Origin of the sequence: Cryobacterium luteum (assembly GCF_900110125.1) — a bacterium.
GTDB lineage: Bacteria > Actinomycetota > Actinomycetes > Actinomycetales > Microbacteriaceae > Cryobacterium > Cryobacterium luteum.
Genome location: NZ_FOCN01000008.1, coordinates 85295 through 100852 on the forward strand (window position 1 = coordinate 85295; position 15558 = coordinate 100852).

18 protein-coding genes are annotated in these 15558 nt (G+C 66.1%); 9 read left to right on the plus strand and 9 right to left on the minus strand.

Annotated elements, in window-relative coordinates:
* Positions 1-7: 7 nt before the first annotated feature.
* Positions 8-3412 carry a pyruvate carboxylase gene (locus tag BMW72_RS09975; RefSeq protein ID WP_092110104.1) on the minus strand — a complete coding sequence of 1135 codons (3405 nt, stop codon included), beginning with the start codon at positions 3410-3412 and terminating at the stop codon, positions 8-10.
* A gap of 78 nt (positions 3413-3490) precedes the next feature.
* On the opposite strand from BMW72_RS09975, the gene BMW72_RS09980 reads away from it, so the two are divergent.
* Positions 3491-4303: a ParA family protein gene (locus BMW72_RS09980; protein WP_092110106.1), complete on the plus strand. Its 813-nt coding sequence runs from the start codon at positions 3491-3493 to the stop codon at positions 4301-4303.
* 311 nt (positions 4304-4614) lie between these two features.
* Here BMW72_RS09980 and BMW72_RS09985 read toward each other — a convergent pair whose 3' ends face one another.
* The 7 genes from BMW72_RS09985 to BMW72_RS10015 all read right to left on the minus strand — a co-directional run bounded on the left by BMW72_RS09985 (position 4615) and on the right by BMW72_RS10015 (position 9067).
* On the minus strand, positions 4615-5166 hold the full coding sequence (locus tag BMW72_RS09985; protein ID WP_092110109.1) for a MerR family transcriptional regulator: 552 nt from the start codon (positions 5164-5166) through the stop codon (positions 4615-4617).
* Between the two features lie 286 nt (positions 5167-5452).
* Positions 5453-6151 carry a transcriptional regulator FtsR gene (ftsR, locus tag BMW72_RS09990; protein ID WP_092110231.1) on the minus strand — a complete coding sequence of 233 codons (699 nt, stop codon included), beginning with the start codon at positions 6149-6151 and terminating at the stop codon, positions 5453-5455.
* Positions 6152-6180: 29 nt separating this feature from the next.
* Positions 6181-6645, minus strand: a complete 465-nt coding sequence (locus BMW72_RS09995) for an FHA domain-containing protein (RefSeq protein WP_092110233.1) — start codon at positions 6643-6645, stop codon at positions 6181-6183.
* Positions 6646-6790: 145 nt separating this feature from the next.
* Positions 6791-7408 carry a CDP-alcohol phosphatidyltransferase family protein gene (locus BMW72_RS10000; protein ID WP_241984048.1) on the minus strand — a complete coding sequence of 206 codons (618 nt, stop codon included), beginning with the start codon at positions 7406-7408 and terminating at the stop codon, positions 6791-6793.
* A 29-nt stretch (positions 7409-7437) separates the two neighbouring features.
* A complete protein-coding gene (locus BMW72_RS10005; protein WP_092110111.1) occupies positions 7438-7953 on the minus strand; it encodes an NUDIX domain-containing protein in 516 nt (171 codons plus the stop codon).
* Positions 7954-7998: 45 nt separating this feature from the next.
* Entirely contained in the window at positions 7999-8547 is a 549-nt protein-coding gene (locus BMW72_RS10010) for an adenine phosphoribosyltransferase (protein ID WP_092110113.1), read from the minus strand.
* 28 nt (positions 8548-8575) lie between these two features.
* Positions 8576-9067: a MarR family winged helix-turn-helix transcriptional regulator gene (locus tag BMW72_RS10015; protein WP_166787805.1), complete on the minus strand. Its 492-nt coding sequence runs from the start codon at positions 9065-9067 to the stop codon at positions 8576-8578.
* 140 nt (positions 9068-9207) lie between these two features.
* On the opposite strand from BMW72_RS10015, the gene idi reads away from it, so the two are divergent.
* The 8 genes from idi to BMW72_RS10055 are packed head-to-tail and all read left to right on the plus strand — an operon-like array spanning position 9208 to position 15231.
* Positions 9208-9747: an isopentenyl-diphosphate Delta-isomerase gene (idi, locus tag BMW72_RS10020; protein ID WP_241984047.1), complete on the plus strand. Its 540-nt coding sequence runs from the start codon at positions 9208-9210 to the stop codon at positions 9745-9747.
* Positions 9740-10786 carry a polyprenyl synthetase family protein gene (locus BMW72_RS10025; protein WP_166787804.1) on the plus strand — a complete coding sequence of 349 codons (1047 nt, stop codon included), beginning with the start codon at positions 9740-9742 and terminating at the stop codon, positions 10784-10786. The genes idi and BMW72_RS10025 overlap by 8 nt, the downstream gene beginning before the upstream one ends.
* A complete protein-coding gene (locus BMW72_RS10030; protein ID WP_241984046.1) occupies positions 10786-11694 on the plus strand; it encodes a phytoene/squalene synthase family protein in 909 nt (302 codons plus the stop codon). The genes BMW72_RS10025 and BMW72_RS10030 overlap by 1 nt, the downstream gene beginning before the upstream one ends.
* Complete coding sequence (gene crtI, locus BMW72_RS10035; RefSeq protein WP_092110119.1) at positions 11691-13298, plus strand: phytoene desaturase family protein; 1608 nt, start codon at positions 11691-11693, stop codon at positions 13296-13298. Before BMW72_RS10030 ends, crtI begins: the two co-directional genes overlap by 4 nt.
* Positions 13295-13615 carry a lycopene cyclase domain-containing protein gene (locus BMW72_RS10040; RefSeq protein ID WP_092110121.1) on the plus strand — a complete coding sequence of 107 codons (321 nt, stop codon included), beginning with the start codon at positions 13295-13297 and terminating at the stop codon, positions 13613-13615. The genes crtI and BMW72_RS10040 overlap by 4 nt, the downstream gene beginning before the upstream one ends.
* Positions 13612-13932, plus strand: coding sequence for a lycopene cyclase domain-containing protein (locus tag BMW72_RS10045; RefSeq protein WP_092110122.1), 321 nt, complete (start codon positions 13612-13614; stop codon positions 13930-13932). Before BMW72_RS10040 ends, BMW72_RS10045 begins: the two co-directional genes overlap by 4 nt.
* Positions 13925-14824, plus strand: a complete 900-nt coding sequence (locus tag BMW72_RS10050) for a prenyltransferase (protein ID WP_092110124.1) — start codon at positions 13925-13927, stop codon at positions 14822-14824. Before BMW72_RS10045 ends, BMW72_RS10050 begins: the two co-directional genes overlap by 8 nt.
* 29 nt (positions 14825-14853) lie before the next feature.
* Positions 14854-15231, plus strand: coding sequence for an RNA-binding S4 domain-containing protein (locus BMW72_RS10055; protein WP_092110126.1), 378 nt, complete (start codon positions 14854-14856; stop codon positions 15229-15231).
* Between the two features lie 15 nt (positions 15232-15246).
* On the opposite strand, the gene csrA is transcribed toward BMW72_RS10055, so the two are convergent.
* Positions 15247-15555: a carbon storage regulator CsrA gene (gene csrA / locus BMW72_RS10060; RefSeq protein ID WP_092110128.1), complete on the minus strand. Its 309-nt coding sequence runs from the start codon at positions 15553-15555 to the stop codon at positions 15247-15249.
* Positions 15556-15558 lie beyond the last annotated feature (3 nt).

Below are 15558 nucleotides of genomic sequence, written 5' to 3' on the forward strand. Positions count from 1 at the left end.
CCTAATCTTAGCGCGGGCGCACCGTGACCAGCAGATCGCCCGCATCCACCTGCTGCGTGTGCGGGATGGCAACGCGTTCGATGGTTCCCGCGATCGGTGAGGTGATGGCGGCTTCCATTTTCATGGCTTCGATCGAGGCGACGCTCTGGCCGGCTTCGACCTGGGCACCTTCTTCGACCTGCAGGGTGACCACGCCGGAGAAGGGGGCCGCGATCTCGCCGGGCTGGTTCGCATCCGCTTTCTCGGCAATTTTGGTCTGCACGGTGATGCTGGTGTCGCGCACGAACACGGGGCGGAGCTGGCCGTTGAGGATGGTCATGACGGTGCGCATGCCCTTGTCGTCGGCTTCGCCGATGGCTTCCAGGCCCACGTAGAGACGCACGCCCTTGGCGATTTCCACGGCATGTTCCTGGCCCTGCTGCAGGCCGTAGAGGTAGTCGACGGTGTCGATGACGGAGAGGTCACCGTACGTTTCCCTGACCTGTTCGAACTGGCGAGTCGGGGCGGGGAACAACAGCTGGTTGAGCATCGCGCGCCGCTCGGCACTCGTGGCCTCGAGCGCGGTGCGCTCCCCCGCAGTGATCTCGGTGATGCCGACGCGCACGTTACGTCCGGCGAGCACCTTGGTGCGGAAGGGTTCCGGCCAGCCGCCGGGCAGGTCGCCGAGCTCGCCGGCCATGAACCCGATGACGGAGTCTGGCACGTCGTAGTTGCCCGGATTCTGCTCGAAGTCGGCCGGGTCGGCTTTCACCGCGGCGAGGTAGAGAGCGAGGTCGCCGACGACCTTCGACGACGGGGTGACCTTGGGCACCCGGCCCAGGATGGTGTTCGCCGCGGTATACATGTCTTCGATCAGCTCGAAGTGGTCGGCCAGACCGAGCGCGACGGCCTGGGTACGCAGGTTTGACAGCTGCCCGCCCGGGATCTCGTGCGAGTACACCCGGCCGGTCGGCGCACTCAGGCCCGATTCGAACGGGCCGTACAGGGTGCGCACGGCTTCCCAGTAGGGTTCGAGGTCGGTTGTCGCCTTGAGCGAAATGCCGGTGTCACGTTCGGTGTGGGCGAGGGCAGCGACGAGAGAGGATGCCGATGGCTGGCTGGTCGTGCCCGCCATCGGAGCGGAGGCCACGTCGACGGCGTCCGCACCGGCCCGCGCGGCGGCCAGCAGCGTCGCGAGCTGGCCGCCGGGGGTGTCGTGGGTGTGCACGTGCACGGGCAGGTCGAACCGTTCGCGGAACGCGGCCACGAGTTTCTCGGCCGCGCTCGGCCGGAGCAGCCCGGCCATGTCCTTGATGCCGATCACGTGGGCGCCGCTGGCGACGATCTGGTCGGCCAGGCGCAGGTAGTAGTCGAGGGTGTAGAGGTTCTCGGCCGGGTCGAGCAGGTCGCCGGTGTAGCAGACGGCGACTTCGGCCACAGCGGTGCCGGTGTTCAGCACCGCGTCGATCGCCGGGCGCATCTGCGACACGTCGTTGAGCGCGTCGAAGATGCGGAAGATGTCGACGCCGGTGTCGGCCGCTTCGCGCACGAAAGCGTCGGTCACCTCGGTCGGATACGGGGTGTAGCCCACGGTGTTGCGGCCGCGCAGCAGCATTTGCAGGTTGATGTTCGGCAGCGCTTCCCGCAGGCTCGCCAGGCGCTCCCACGGGTCTTCGCCGAGGAACCGCAACGCCACATCATAGGTCGCGCCGCCCCAGGCTTCGACCGAGAGCAGTTGCGGCGTCAGGCGCGCCACATAGGGCGCCACGGCAACGAGGTCTTTCGTGCGCACGCGGGTCGCGAGCAGTGACTGGTGGGCGTCGCGAAAGGTGGTGTCGGTCACGGCCAGCGCGGTCTGGGCGCGTAAGGAGGCGGCGAACCGGGTGGGGCCGAGCAGTTGCAACTTCTGGCGGGAGCCGTCGGGGGCTGCGGTCGTGATGTCGAGCTGAGGCAGCTTGTCGCGCGGGTGCACCGTGGTCGGCGGCACCCCGTTGGGCTGGTTCACGGTGACCTCGGCGAGCCAATTCAGAATCTTCGTACCGCGGTCCTTGGATTCCCGACCACGCAGCAGTTCCGGGCGCTCGTCGATGAAGGAAGTACTCAGGTCGCCGGCGGCGAAGTCGGGGTCGTCGAGGACGGCCTGCAGGAAGGAGATGTTGGTGGAGACGCCGCGAATACGAAACTCCGCCAGCGCCCGCTTGGACCGCACCACGGCGGCGGCATAGTCGCGGCCGCGGCAGGTGAGCTTGGCGAGCATCGAGTCGAAGTGCGGGCTGATCTGCGCGCCCGTGTTGACCGTGCCACCGTCCAAACGGATGCCGGCGCCGCCCGGTGAGCGATAGGTGGTGATCTTGCCGGTGTCGGGTCGGAACCCGGCAGCGGGGTCCTCGGTCGTGATGCGGCACTGCAGGGCCGCGCCGCGCAGCCGGATCTCGCCCTGGGTCAGGCCGATCTCTGCGAGGGTCTCCCCCGCAGCAATGCGGATCTGGGCCTGCACGAGGTCGACATCGGTGACCTCTTCGGTCACGGTGTGCTCCACCTGGATGCGCGGGTTCATCTCGATGAACACGTGCTGCCCGGCGCGTTCTCCGACGGTGTCGAGCAGGAATTCTACGGTGCCGGCGTTGACGTAGCCGATCGACCGGGCGAACTTGATGGCGTCGGCGTAGAGCTGCACCCGAATCTCATCACTGAGGTTCGGTGCCGGGGCGATCTCGATGACCTTCTGGTGGCGACGCTGCACCGAGCAGTCCCGCTCGAACAGGTGCACCGTCTCACCGGAGGCATCCGCGAGAATCTGCACCTCGATGTGTCGCGGGCGCAGCACGGCCGCTTCGAGGAACATCGTGGCGTCGCCGAAGGCGCTCTTCGCCTCGCGCATGGCCTCTTCGAGCGCTCCGCGCAGCTCGCTCTTCTTCGCGACGCGACGCATGCCGCGCCCGCCGCCGCCGGCGACGGCCTTGGCGAAGATGGGGAAGCCGATCTCATCGGCCTGGCTGATTAGAAGTTCAACATCGGTCGACGGCTGCGTCGACTGGAGCACGGGAACGCCGGCTGCGATAGCGTGTTCCTTCGCGGTGACCTTGTTGCCGGCCATTTCGAGCACGTCGGCGCCCGGGCCGATGAAGGTGATGCCGGCTGCCGCCGCAGCATCCGCTAATTCGGGGTTTTCCGACAGAAAACCGTAGCCGGGGTAGATGGCGTCGGCGCCACATTCCTTGGCCACACGGATGATTTCACTCACGTCGAGATACGCGCGAACCGGATGCCCCACCTCACCAATTTGGTACGCCTCGTCCGCTTTCAACCGGTGCAGAGAGTTGCGATCCTCGAACGGGAACACCGCCACGGTCTTGGCTCCGAGCTCGTAAGCCGCGCGCATGGCGCGGATTGCGATCTCTCCACGGTTGGCAACAAGGATTTTCTCAAACATGCAAGCCTTTCGAGGGCGTACGCGGCGCACAGCTAACGGTTAGGTTCTCTAACACTAGTGAAGGTAACGTTGCTACTCATGCACGTACTCAGCGTAAGTTCCCTTAAGGGTGGTGTCGGCAAGACCACGGTGACCCTTGGTCTTGCTTCTGCTGCCTTCGCCCGTGGCGTGCGAACACTCGTTGTGGATCTTGATCCGCAGTCCGATGTGTCAACCGGCATGGATATCCAGGTAGCCGGTCACCTCAACGTCGCCGATGTTCTCGCTTCGCCCAAGGAGAAAACCGTTCGCGCGGCCATCGCCCCGAGTGGGTGGACGCGCAACCGTCCCGGCACGATCGACGTCATGATCGGCAGCCCGTCGGCGATCAACTTCGACGGTCCGCACCCGAGCATCCGCGACATCTGGAAGCTTGAAGAGGCACTCTCGACGATCGAGAAAGATTACGAGCTCGTGCTGATCGACTGCGCGCCCTCCCTGAACGCCCTCACGCGCACAGCGTGGGCCGCGAGTGACCGTGTCGCCGTCGTCACCGAGCCCGGCCTGTTCTCCGTCGCTGCGGCCGACCGTGCGCTGCGCGCGATCGAAGAAATCCGTCGGGGGCTGAGCCCGCGACTGCAGCCGCTCGGCATTATCGTCAACCGGGCCCGCACCGCCTCGCTGGAGCACCAGTTTCGGATCAAGGAACTGCGCGACATGTTCGGCCCGCTCGTGCTGACCCCGCAGCTGCCGGAGCGCACCTCGCTGCAGCAGGCGCAGGGCGCCGCGAAGCCGCTGCACATCTGGCCCGGTGACAGCGCTCTCGAAATGGCGGGCTTCTTCGACCAGCTGCTCGACCGGGTGCTGCGCACGGCGCGCATCGGTGAGTACGCCGAGGCTCCTGCGGTCTGAGTCGAGCCTGCGCTTCTGCGAGGTCGCTGACTCGGCACTTGCGGCGTCGCGGGGTGATTTGGGGGCGATGCGGGGGCAGTCATCTGCTCCTCGGCTCAGACATCGCCGTTGGTCCGGTGGAATCCGAATAAAGCGCTCGGATTCCGCCTCCGGAACGGCGAAACTCGCACCCCGCAGACAACCGCCCCCCGCATCGACTTCGGGATGGGCGCGTTCCCGATGCGATTCACGGCTGCTTCGCAGCGTGACGCGAAGAGCCCGCGGGGAGGAGGGCACGGCTGCTTCGCAGCGTGACAGCTGGCGGGGCGGCGCTAGGAGATTTTGCGGGTGGTTCGACGGGCGGCGAGCTCATCGGTGGGGTCGACGGGCTGCATGTCGAGTTCGACCAGGCTGGTCTCGACCTCGCGGAGCACTTTGCCGACGGCGATGCCGAAGACGCCTTGGCCGCGGCTGACCAGGTCGATGACCTCGTCGTTGGAGGTGCACAGGTAGACGCTGGCACCGTCGCTCATGAGGGTGGTCTGGGCCAGATCGCTGATGCCTGATTCGCGCAGCTGGTTGACGGCGGTGCGAATCTGCTGCAGGGAAATGCCGGTGTCGAGCAGACGTTTGACGAGCTTGAGCACGAGAATGTCGCGGAAGCCGTAGAGGCGCTGCGACCCGGAGCCGGCCGCACCGCGCACCGTTGGTTCGACCAGGCCGGTGCGGGCCCAGTAGTCGAGCTGGCGGTAGCTGATGCCTGCGGCACGAGCCGCAACGGCGCCGCGGTAGCCGGAGTTCTCATCGAGCTCGGGCATGCCATCGGTGAACAGCAGTCCTAACGAGTAGCGCGAAGCTTCAGCATCAGGCTTGAGCTCACTCATAGGGTTGCCTCTCGGGGGTTACGTCGTGCGGTGGCTGACTGCTGCGATCAAGCGAACATCAGACACTGTGGTGCGGAAAAGTGGTGCGGGATAGAACTGGCGCTGGTGGTGCTGGCTTGCGAACGTCGTGCTGTGACGGTTCCCTCTACGGTACCGAGGTGCGGGGCTTGCGGGCCTGACATTCGCGTGACCGGTTTTGGCGTGTCGGTCGTGCGGGCGAACCAGCAGGTGACCGACGGACTCCAGACAACGACGGCGTCGCTGGGTGCCGGAGTCAGTCTACGACCTACTGGGTCAGTCGGCCCAGTGCGGAGCGAATCAGGCTGCCACGAATGACCTCGAGCTGCCCGGCGATCTCGACGGCCATTTCGGCGGCCTTGGCCCGGCTGGACGCGTCTTTGCGGCGCGCGAGCGGCACGAGGGCGCTTTCGATGAGTCCGAGTTCGCGTTCGGCGGCCCCGCGGAAGCCACGGAGGTGGCGCGGCTCAATGCCGCTGCGCTGCAGCTCGACCAAGGCGCGCAACACGGGCAGCACGCCGTCACCGTAATACTCGGCAGGCAGGATGATGGACGCGGAGACGGCGTCGTGCAGCAGGGTCGCGGACGCTCCGGCCTCACGCAGGAGCTCGTCGCGGGTGAGGCGACGCGCGGTCCCGAGCATCGACGGTCCAGGGGTGGCTCCACCCGGCAGCACGGGCGACAGACCGGCGTCCAGGTCATCGACATAGGAGCGGATGACTTTCAACGGCAGGTACTGATCGCGCTGCATCGAGAGAACCAGTCTCAGACGGTCGACGTCACTGGTGCAGAACTTGCGGTAGCCGGATTCCGTGCGGGCCGGGGAGACGAGTCCCTGTTCTTCGAGGAAGCGCAGCTTGGACGGGGTCAGGTCGGTGAATTCCGGGGTGAGACGTGCCAGAACCTGCCCGATGCTGAGCAGCGGCGCCGAACCTGGCGCCTGCACTTTCGCTGCCGACACAGACACGGACCGGGCCTGGGCGGAATTCGCCGCCACTACTCGCTCGCCGCGCGGGCGAGGTCGAGGCGCGAAGCGTAGAAGGTGAGGCGGAACTTACCGACCTGCACCTCGGCGCCATCCGTCAACGCAGCGGTTTCGATGCGTTCGCCGTCGAAGTAGGTACCGTTGAGCGAGCCGAGGTCTTTCACCGTGAAGGCGGTCCCGTTGCGCAGGAACTCGGCGTGACGGCGCGACACTGTGACGTCATCGAGAAAAATGTCGGCGTTGGGGTGGCGACCGACGCTCGTGTGATCGGCGTCGAGCAGAAACCGGGCACCGGCATTGGGGCCGCGGCGAACGACCATGAGGGCCGATCCGGAAGGCAGAGCCGCGATGGACTCCTGCTCCTCAGCCGTCACGTTGGAGCCGATCGACGCGATCTGGGCGGCGAACTCCTGGCTGAAGTTCATCGTCGTGTCGGTGCTGAGCATGTCATGCACCGTCGTGGATTCGCCGGGCATTCCGCTGTCAGAGGATGCTGGGGTGGACTGCGCCTTGCTGGGCATTGCTTCGCCTGTCGTCGGGTTCTCTGGCTGAACTGTGGGCACGGGCTCGTTCTGTTCCTCGGAATTGTGCTTTCCGGAAAAATCGACCACCGTGCACCTCCTATCCTTCCAGCGTATCGGAAGATACACCCTCGAGGACCCTGGGCAGCCGAATCACTCGCATCGTTTCAATGGCATAGATGATGCCGGCCCACCAGTACACGAAAGCACCCCAGATGGCGAAGGCCCACCCCACCGGCTGCGACCACCATTCCAGTTGCGGAAAGGCCTGCCCGAGCATGATCATCGGCAGGGCGTAGAACAGGCAGAAGGTGGCCACCTTGCCCAGTTGGTGCACCGGCAACGGACCGAAGCCGAAGTTCGCCAGGATGATTCCCAGCGCCAGCAGGAAGACATCGCGTCCGACGACGACCAGAACGATCCACCATGGCACGAGGTCACGCCAGGCCAGCCCGATCAGCGCGGCAAAAATGTAGAGGCGATCCGCGGCGGGATCCAGGAGCTGGCCGAGCCGGGTGATCTGATGCCAGCGCCGGGCGAGAAAGCCGTCGAGCCAGTCCGTGAAACTGGAGATGCTGAGCACGACGAGGGCCCAGGCATCCGCTCCCTGGGCGAGCAGTACGAGGAAGACCGGCACCAGCAGCAGGCGCAGACAGCTGAGCATGTTGGGCAGGGTCAGCACCCGATCGCTGACCACTGTGTTCGCTGCCCCTGTCACGCTGCTGAGTCTATCGAGACGCGACCCGGTCAGCCGAGCCGTCCGCGCAGGGCGGGCCAGCTCGAGGCGAAACCGGGGTGGAGGGCGAGCTCGCTGACGGAATCGGCCGACACCCAGCGCAGGGCGATGCTCTCCTGGTCGCTGATTACGGGTTCGAATTCTTCCGTCGCCTCGACCACGACGGTGGTGTACGACCAGAATCCCAGGTCGAACAGGGAAGTGAACTTGAGCTGCACCAGGTGAGCGGGTACGCCGGCCTCCTCCCTGGCTTCACGCAGGGCGGCCTCGATCGCCGTCTCGTTCTCGTGGCGGGCACCACCGGGCAGGCCCCACGTGTCGCCGAAATGACTCCAGACCGCACGGTGCTGCAGCAAAACACCGAGGCGCCGGTGATGCACGAGCAGTCCGGCCGCGCCGAATCTTCCCCAATATTTGCGGCCGTCCGGAGCGTGCACCCACGCATCACCGCTGTCGCGGTTCGGTAAGGGTCGCGGGACCGCGGACCCACGCGCGTCGCTCAGGTCGGCGCCCGAACTCTCAGTCATGCACTAAGCATGCCCGTCCCCGACGCGAAAAAGAATTCATCCGCCCTAAACGGACATTATCGCGTGCACCGGGGCGGTACCGAGACGCTCACGACCGTTCAGGTCGGTGAGTTCGAGTACGACGCCGACGCCGGTCAGGGTGTAACCGGCCCGTTCGATCAGGCGGGTGGTGGCCGCGATGGTGCCACCGGTCGCCAGCACATCATCGAGAATGAGCACACGGGTGCCCGTGGGAAGCTGGCCGACTTCGAGTTCGAGCCGTGCCGACCCGTATTCGAGGTCGTATTCTTCGGTCAACACGGTGCCGGGCAGCTTGCCCCCCTTGCGCACGGCGAGAACGGCCGCGTTGGCGGCGTACCCGACGGCCGCCGCCAGCAGAAAACCGCGCGCTTCGATGCCGGCGACCGCGTCGAACTGTCCGCGGTGCTGGTCGGCCAGTTCATCGACGAGCGCGCGAAACGCTGCCGCATCGGCGAAGACCGGATTGAGATCACGGAACAGGATGCCCGGCTGGGGAAAATCGGGGTACGAGGCCAAGAGGGCCTTAACGTGCGCGGCGGCCGACAACGGCGGCGAGGGAAGAAGTTGAGTCACTGATTCATCTTAAGCGGATGCCGGTGCCTCAGCTGCCTCCCTGGGTCGTGACCGTGCCGGAGGGCAGATTCTCCGCACGGGGCATGACCGCGATCGCGCTCATCGCGTCGAGAAAACGAACGACGGCCAGCTGCTGGTCGGCGGTGAGTTCGAGGGCGACCTGCATCAGCTGATCGTGCGTTCCCGCCAGCGCGTGGCGCATTTCTTCGTGCGAGGACTGGGTGGCGAACAGCCGTTGCGCCCGACCGTCATCGGGGTTCACCTCACGGCGAATATGACCCGAAGCGGAGAGCCGCGAGAGCAGTTTCGCGGTGGCTGCCGACGAGATGTTCAGAAATTCGCTGAGGTTCTTGGGGCTGGCTGGACGGTGCTTGCGTTCACAGGCGATGAGGTGGCGAATGGCCATCAGGTCTGTTTCGTTGACGCGCATCTCCGCCTGAGCCCGATGACGCATGGCGGCGTCGGCCACCCGAAACCGTCGAACGGCACGCAAAACTTCCATGGCCGAAGAAATGCCCATTTTCTTGGGGTCGTACCAGTACGTCCCCTGTGTTGGGGGGTTACTCTCATCTTGGGACATACGCCCATGGTAACGTGAGCAGTCGCTAACTTGGTTAGTTATTTATTTGTTGATCAGTTGAACCGAGAAGGGGAGCCCCCGTGCAGACCATCGATGCTCTTGATGAACATGTGATCCTTCTCGATGAAGAGGGGCGCCACATCGGCACCGCTCCGAAGTACAGCGTGCACGGGTCAGAGACCGTGCTGCACCTGGCCTTCTCCTGTTACGTCTTCAACTCGCTCGGCGAAGTGCTCGTGACCCGCCGGGCGTTGAGTAAAAAGGCGTGGCCGGGAGTGTGGACCAACTCGTTTTGTGGGCATCCGCTGCCCGCCGAACCGCTGGCGCAGGCGGTCGAGCGCCGAGCGAGCCATGAACTCGGGTTGCAGATTGAAGCAATCGACCTGGCCCTGCCGCTGTTCCGCTACCGTGCGACCGACAGCAGTGGCATCGTCGAAAATGAAATCTGCCCGGTCTATCTGGCCCGCACCGACCAGGAGCCGACGCTGAATCCCGACGAAGTGGCCGAATATGCGTGGACCCGCCCGGCGGATTTGTATCGGGCGGTCACCGACGCCCCGTGGGCGTTCAGCCCGTGGATGGCCCTGCAGGTGCACGAGCTGGACAGTTTTCGTGCTTGACACTGTTCCGGCGGGCGTCGAGACCGAGCTGACCCGGTTCTTCGCGGCTGCGCGCCTGCGGGCGAGCGATTACGGCGAGCACTATGTGGCACTGTGGGATTCGCTGGAACAGGCCAGCAGCGGCGGCAAACGCGTGCGCCCCGCCCTGGTTTTGGCGGCCTACTCCGGTTTCGGCGGCCGCGACCAGTCCCTCGTCGCTCCGGTCGCGGTGAGCTTCGAGCTGCTGCACACGGCCTTTGTCATTCACGATGACGTCATCGACCGCGACCTGGCCCGCCGCGGGGTGGCCAATATCGCCGGCCGATTCAACGACCGCGCCCTGGCGCACGGCGCTGCCGCCGATCAGGCCGGGGTGTGGGCTGCGGCCGCGGCGATTCTCGCCGGTGACCTCGCGCTCAGCGAAGCGCACCGTGCGCTCGCCAAGCTTCCCGTCGACGTGCGTACCCGGTTGCGGCTGCTCGACCTGCTCGATCGGGCCGTGTTCGTCTCGGCGGCCGGGGAGCTGGCTGACGTCACCAACAGCTCGGCGCGGCATCCGCTCACCGTGGCGGAGGTCATCACCACCCTCGAGAACAAGACCGCCGTGTATTCGTTCGAAGCCCCCCTGCAGGCCGGGGCCGTGCTCGCCGGGGCATCCGCCGAGGCGATTCGTCTGCTCGGGCGCTTCGGACGCCTCGTTGGCGTAGCATTCCAGCTAACGGACGACCTGCTCGGAGTGTTCGGCGACCCGGTGAAAACCGGCAAGAGCGTGAAGGCCGACCTGCGAGAGGGCAAGCAGACCGCCATGATCGCCCACGCCGGCGGCACTGAGACCTGGTCGCTGATTGCGCCGTACCTCGGCAAGATCGACCTCAGCGACGAGGAGGCCGAACGGGCCCGCGAGCATCTGCGAGCTTGCGGCGCGAAGGCTGCCGCTGAAGGGCTCGCCTACGATCACTCCCGGCTGGCGATCGAAGCCCTCGATTCGGCCGTCATTCCCGCTGAACTTCGGGCGCGACTGACCGAGCTGGCCGACGCAGCAGTGAACCGGGCCCGCTAGTGGCCCCGCTGCGAACGTCGCCGCGAACGAGCGACTCGCACACCAACCTCAGCAAGTACGCGAAAACGGCACGGGCGAGTTCAACGACGGTCATCGGCCAGTACTCCACCTCGTTCGGGCTCGCCGCCCGGCTGCTCGACGCCCGGGTTCGCACGCCCGTGCGCACGATCTACGCCCTCGTACGCATCGCCGACGAGATCGTCGACGGGGCCGCCACCGAGGCCGGCGTCTCGGTCGATGAGCAGCGCCAGCTGCTCGACGAACTCGAACTCGAGACCGAACGCGCGATCGTGCGCGGCTACAGCACCAATCTCGTCGTGCACGCCTTCGCCGCGACGGCGCGGCAGTCGGGCATCGATTCCAGCCTGATCGGCCCGTTCTTCGCGTCGATGCGACGTGACCTCGACCCGGCACCGTTCACCGTGGAGGGTGTCGCCGAATACATTTATGGTTCGGCCGAGGTGATTGGGCTGATGTGCCTGCGCTGTTTCGTGCAGGTCTCGCCGCGCACCGCTGCCGAGCTCGCGGTGCTCGAAGACGGTGCCCGCCATCTGGGCGCGGCTTTTCAGAAGATCAATTTTCTTCGGGATTTATCGTGTGACCGTGAGGAGCTCGGCCGCAATTACTTTCCGGGGATTGACCCGCTGCATCTCACCGACGCTGAGAAGAACGTGATCCTCGACGACATCGATGCCGACCTGGCCATCGCCAGCGCCGTACTGCCGCTGCTGCCGCCCGGCTGCCGCCGTGCGGTCGCCGCGTCCCAGGGTTTGTTCACCCGGTTGTCCCACCGACTGCGGTCGACCCCGGCCGACCAGTTACTGCGCGCCCGCGTTCGGGTGCCCGACGGAGAGAAACTGATGATTGCCCTGAACTCCACCCTCGGCCGCGGCGCGTGGAAGCGATGACGCGCACCATCGTGATCGGCGGCGGCATCGCCGGTCTGGCCAGCGCTGCCCTGCTCGCTCGGGACGGCCACGACGTGACCCTGCTCGAAGCCCGCGCGGAACTCGGTGGGCGGGCCGGCGTCTGGGACACCGACGGTTTTCGTTTCGACACCGGGCCGTCCTGGTACCTGATGCCGGAGGTGTTCGAGCATTTCTACCGCCTGTTCGGTACTACCGCGGCGGAGCAGCTCGATCTGGTGAAACTGGATCCCGGCTACCGCGTGCTCTTTGAGGGGGACCCGACTCCGCTGGATGTTCTCGCCGACCGGGCCGCCAACATCCGCTTGTTCGAATCGGTGCAGCCGGGCGCCGGCCGTGCGCTGGACCGCTACCTCGATTCGGCGACCGAGACCTACGACATGGCCGTGAAACGGTTTCTGTATTCGAGCTTTGAATCGTTCCGGCCGTTTCTGGTGCCCGATGTGCTGCGGCGCCTCGGGCGGCTGGCCCGCCTGCTGCTGCAACCGTTGGACAAGTTCGTGGCCGGTTATATCACCGACCCGCGGCTGCGCCAGGTTCTCGGCTACCCGGCCGTTTTTCTGGGGTCGGCGCCGAACCTGACCCCGTCGATGTACCACCTCATGAGTCATCTCGACCTCGCGGACGGGGTGCTCTACCCGCAGGGCGGCTTCGGAACACTGATCGACAGCATCGCCGCGATCGCCAGCGCCGAGGGTGTGCGGATCGTGACCGATGCGCGGGTCACCGCGATTCGGGTGACCGACGATCGAACGATCGCCGGAGTGACCTACCTCGATGCGACCGGCCAGACCGTGCGCCTGGACGCCGACAACGTCGTCTCCGCCGCCGACCTGCACCACACCGAAACCATGCTTGTGCCGGCCGAACTGCAGACCTATCCCGAGCGTTGGTGGGACAAGCGGGTGTCGGGGCCGGGGGCCGTGCTGGTCATGCTCGGCGTGACAGGGGAGCTGCCCCAGCTGCAGCACCACTCGCTGTTCTTCACGACGGACTGGGGCAAGAATTTCGGTCAGATCTTCGGCAAGAACCCCTCGGTGCCGTCACCGGCATCACTCTACGTCTGCATGCCGAGCGCCACGGATGCGTCGGTGGCGCCGACCGGTCACAGCAACCTGTTCGTGCTGGTTCCGGTGCCGCCCGACGTGAACCTCGGGCATGGCGGCATCAGCGGCGCCGGTTCGCGGGCGATCGAACTGATCGCGGACGCGGCTATCGAGCAGGTCTCGCGCTGGGCTGATATCGGCGACCTGGCCGAGCGCGTCGTGGTGCGGCGCACCGTCGGCCCGGCCGACTTCGCCGACGACCTCAACTCGTGGAAGGGCGGCGCCCTCGGCCCCGCACACACCCTGCGGCAGAGCGCCTTCCTGCGCGGCTCGAACATGTCGAAGAAGATCTCGGGCCTCTACTATGCCGGCGGCACCACCATTCCCGGCATCGGCCTGCCGATGTGCCTGATCAGCGCAGAAATTCTACTCAAGCGGATGCGCCATGACACCTCGACCGGTCCGCTCGCCGAGCCGCTGCCGCCTCGGCCCCGGCGGGCCGCCGGAAATTCCGTGGAGTCTGCGCACGAGCGGTCGTGAGCGTTCTGTACCTGCTGACGCTGCTGGTCTCCCTCGCGGGGATGATCGTGCTGGACTGGCGCTTTCGCCTGTTCTTCTGGCGCTCCCCCGGCAGGGCGGCCATCGTGCTCGGCGCGGGGGTGTTGTTCTTTCTCGCCTGGGATCTGCTCGGCATCGGCCTGGGTATCTTCTATCGGGGTGAGACGGAGCTGATGACCGGACTGCAGTTGGCTCCGGAACTGCCGGTCGAGGAGCTGTTCTTTCTCACCTTTCTCTGCTACCTCACCATGAACCTGGTGCAGGGCGCCCGGCTCGTGCTGGACCGGAGGACGATGTGACCTACCTCGTGCTCAACGCCGTCTTTCTCGTACTCGCACTGGTGCTGGCCGTCGTCGCGGTGCTGCGCCGCGTGATCTCAGCCCGTTTCGTCGCTGCCGTGGCGGTTGCCCTCACGCTGACCCTGCTGCTCACGGCCGTATTCGATAACCTGATGATCGGAGCCGGTCTGTTCAGCTACGACCCGGACCACATCTCCGGGTTGTTCGTCGGTCTCGCCCCGATCGAAGATTTTGCCTACCCGCTGGCCGCAGCGATCCTGCTTCCGGCCCTGTGGGTGCTTTCGGGCGGTACCAGGTTAGGACGAACGGATGACTGAGCAGCTCGGCACGACCGGTTGGAAGACCCGGCAGGTCGTGCTGTCATCGCGGCCGCTCAGCTGGATCAACACCGCCTTCCCCTTCGCTGCGGCCTACGTCGTGACGACCGGACGCATCGACGCGCTGCTGATCGTGGGCACTTTGTTCTTTCTCATTCCCTACAACCTGCTGATGTACGGCATCAACGATGTCTTCGACTACGAGTCCGATCTGCGCAACCCTCGGAAGGGCGGTGCCGAGGGGGCCCTGCTGCATCCCGCTCTGCACCGCACGGTGATTGTCGCCGGGGTGTTGAGCGCGGGGATTGTGGGCGGGGCGATGGTCGTGCTGGCGGGGGCTAGGCATCCGCTGTCATGGGTGGTGCTGGTCGTGAGCCTGTTCGCGGTGGTGGCGTACTCGGTTCGCGGGCTGCGGTTCAAGGAACGACCCGTTCTCGACTCCATCACCTCGAGCACCCACTTCGTGAGTCCCGCTGTCTATGGCCTCGCGGTGGCCGGAGCCACGATCGACTTCGGCTTGCTCGCACTGCTCGGGGCGTTCTTTCTGTGGGGCATGGCCAGCCACGCCTTCGGAGCGGTGCAGGACGTCGAACCCGACCGCCAGGCCGGGATCGCGTCGATTGCGACGGCGCTCAGCGCCTGGCCGACAGTGCGTCTCGCGATCACCTTCTGGGCTCTGGCCGGCCTGCTCATGCTTGCCACACCGTGGCCGGGGCCGCTCGCCGCGGTGCTGGCGGTTCCGTATATGCTCGCGGCGATGCCGTTTTGGTCGGTCAGCGATGAAGACTCGGAAACAGCCAACCGGGGCTGGAAGCGGTTTCTCTGGCTGAACTTCTTCACCGGTTTTCTCGTGACCATGCTGCTGATCTTCTCGGTGCGGCAGGGCGCCTGAGGTACAGCCCGTTCGATTACAGTGAGTGGATGGAGCTCACTTCTGCCCGTGTCGACAGCTGGAGCTGGGGCGTGCGTCTGTACAAGACCCGCTCGATGGCGACGACCGCGTGCCGGGCCGGGCATGTGCGGGTGAACGGCGACAAGGTCAAGGCCGCGCAGGCCCTGCGCATCGGTGATGAAGTGCGCGTGCGCAGCGATGGCTTCGACCGGGTGCTGATCGTGCAGCGTCTCGTCGTCAAACGGGTCGGCGCTGTCGTGGCCGCCGAATGCTACGTCGACCAGACTCCCCCGCCCCCGCCGCGCGAAGAGGTGGCCCTGGTGCCGATGCGCGATCGGGGCGCCGGGCGGCCGACGAAGCGTGAGCGTCGGGAGATCGACGAGCTGCGCGGCCACGTCAACGAGTAGCCCGCCAGCCCAACGCTACGGCTGGGTCGGCGGCAGGGCGGGCCGGGGTCGGGCTTCGGCCTGCGACTGGCGGGACTGGGCCGATTGCAGCGCCGCGAGCATTCCGAGGGATTTCTTGATGCGGTCTTCGGCGTCATCGTCGATCTGACTGGCCGCCATGTTGGCCTCGGTGACCGCCCGCACGACCTCGTCGCGCTGGATCTTCACGCCGCGAGGCGCATCGATGCCGATGCGCACACTGTCGCCGCGGGCGTCGAGCACGGTGATGACGATGTCGTCACCGATGAGGATCTTTTCCCCCGGTTTGCGTGTCAGAACGAGCATCGT

Coding starts and splice junctions, on each gene's coding strand:
- BMW72_RS09975 (WP_092110104.1), bottom strand. CDS start 3,412: ATGTTTGAGAAAATCCTTGTTGCCAACCGTGGAGAGATCGCAATCCGC.
- BMW72_RS09980 (WP_092110106.1), top strand. CDS start 3,491: ATGCACGTACTCAGCGTAAGTTCCCTTAAGGGTGGTGTCGGCAAGACC.
- BMW72_RS09985 (WP_092110109.1), bottom strand. CDS start 5,166: ATGAGTGAGCTCAAGCCTGATGCTGAAGCTTCGCGCTACTCGTTAGGA.
- BMW72_RS09995 (WP_092110233.1), bottom strand. CDS start 6,645: ATGCCCGGCGAATCCACGACGGTGCATGACATGCTCAGCACCGACACG.
- BMW72_RS10005 (WP_092110111.1), bottom strand. CDS start 7,953: ATGACTGAGAGTTCGGGCGCCGACCTGAGCGACGCGCGTGGGTCCGCG.
- BMW72_RS10015 (WP_166787805.1), bottom strand. CDS start 9,067: ATGGGCATTTCTTCGGCCATGGAAGTTTTGCGTGCCGTTCGACGGTTT.
- crtI (WP_092110119.1), top strand. CDS start 11,691: ATGACGCGCACCATCGTGATCGGCGGCGGCATCGCCGGTCTGGCCAGC.
- BMW72_RS10050 (WP_092110124.1), top strand. CDS start 13,925: ATGACTGAGCAGCTCGGCACGACCGGTTGGAAGACCCGGCAGGTCGTG.
- BMW72_RS10055 (WP_092110126.1), top strand. CDS start 14,854: ATGGAGCTCACTTCTGCCCGTGTCGACAGCTGGAGCTGGGGCGTGCGT.
- csrA (WP_092110128.1), bottom strand. CDS start 15,555: ATGCTCGTTCTGACACGCAAACCGGGGGAAAAGATCCTCATCGGTGAC.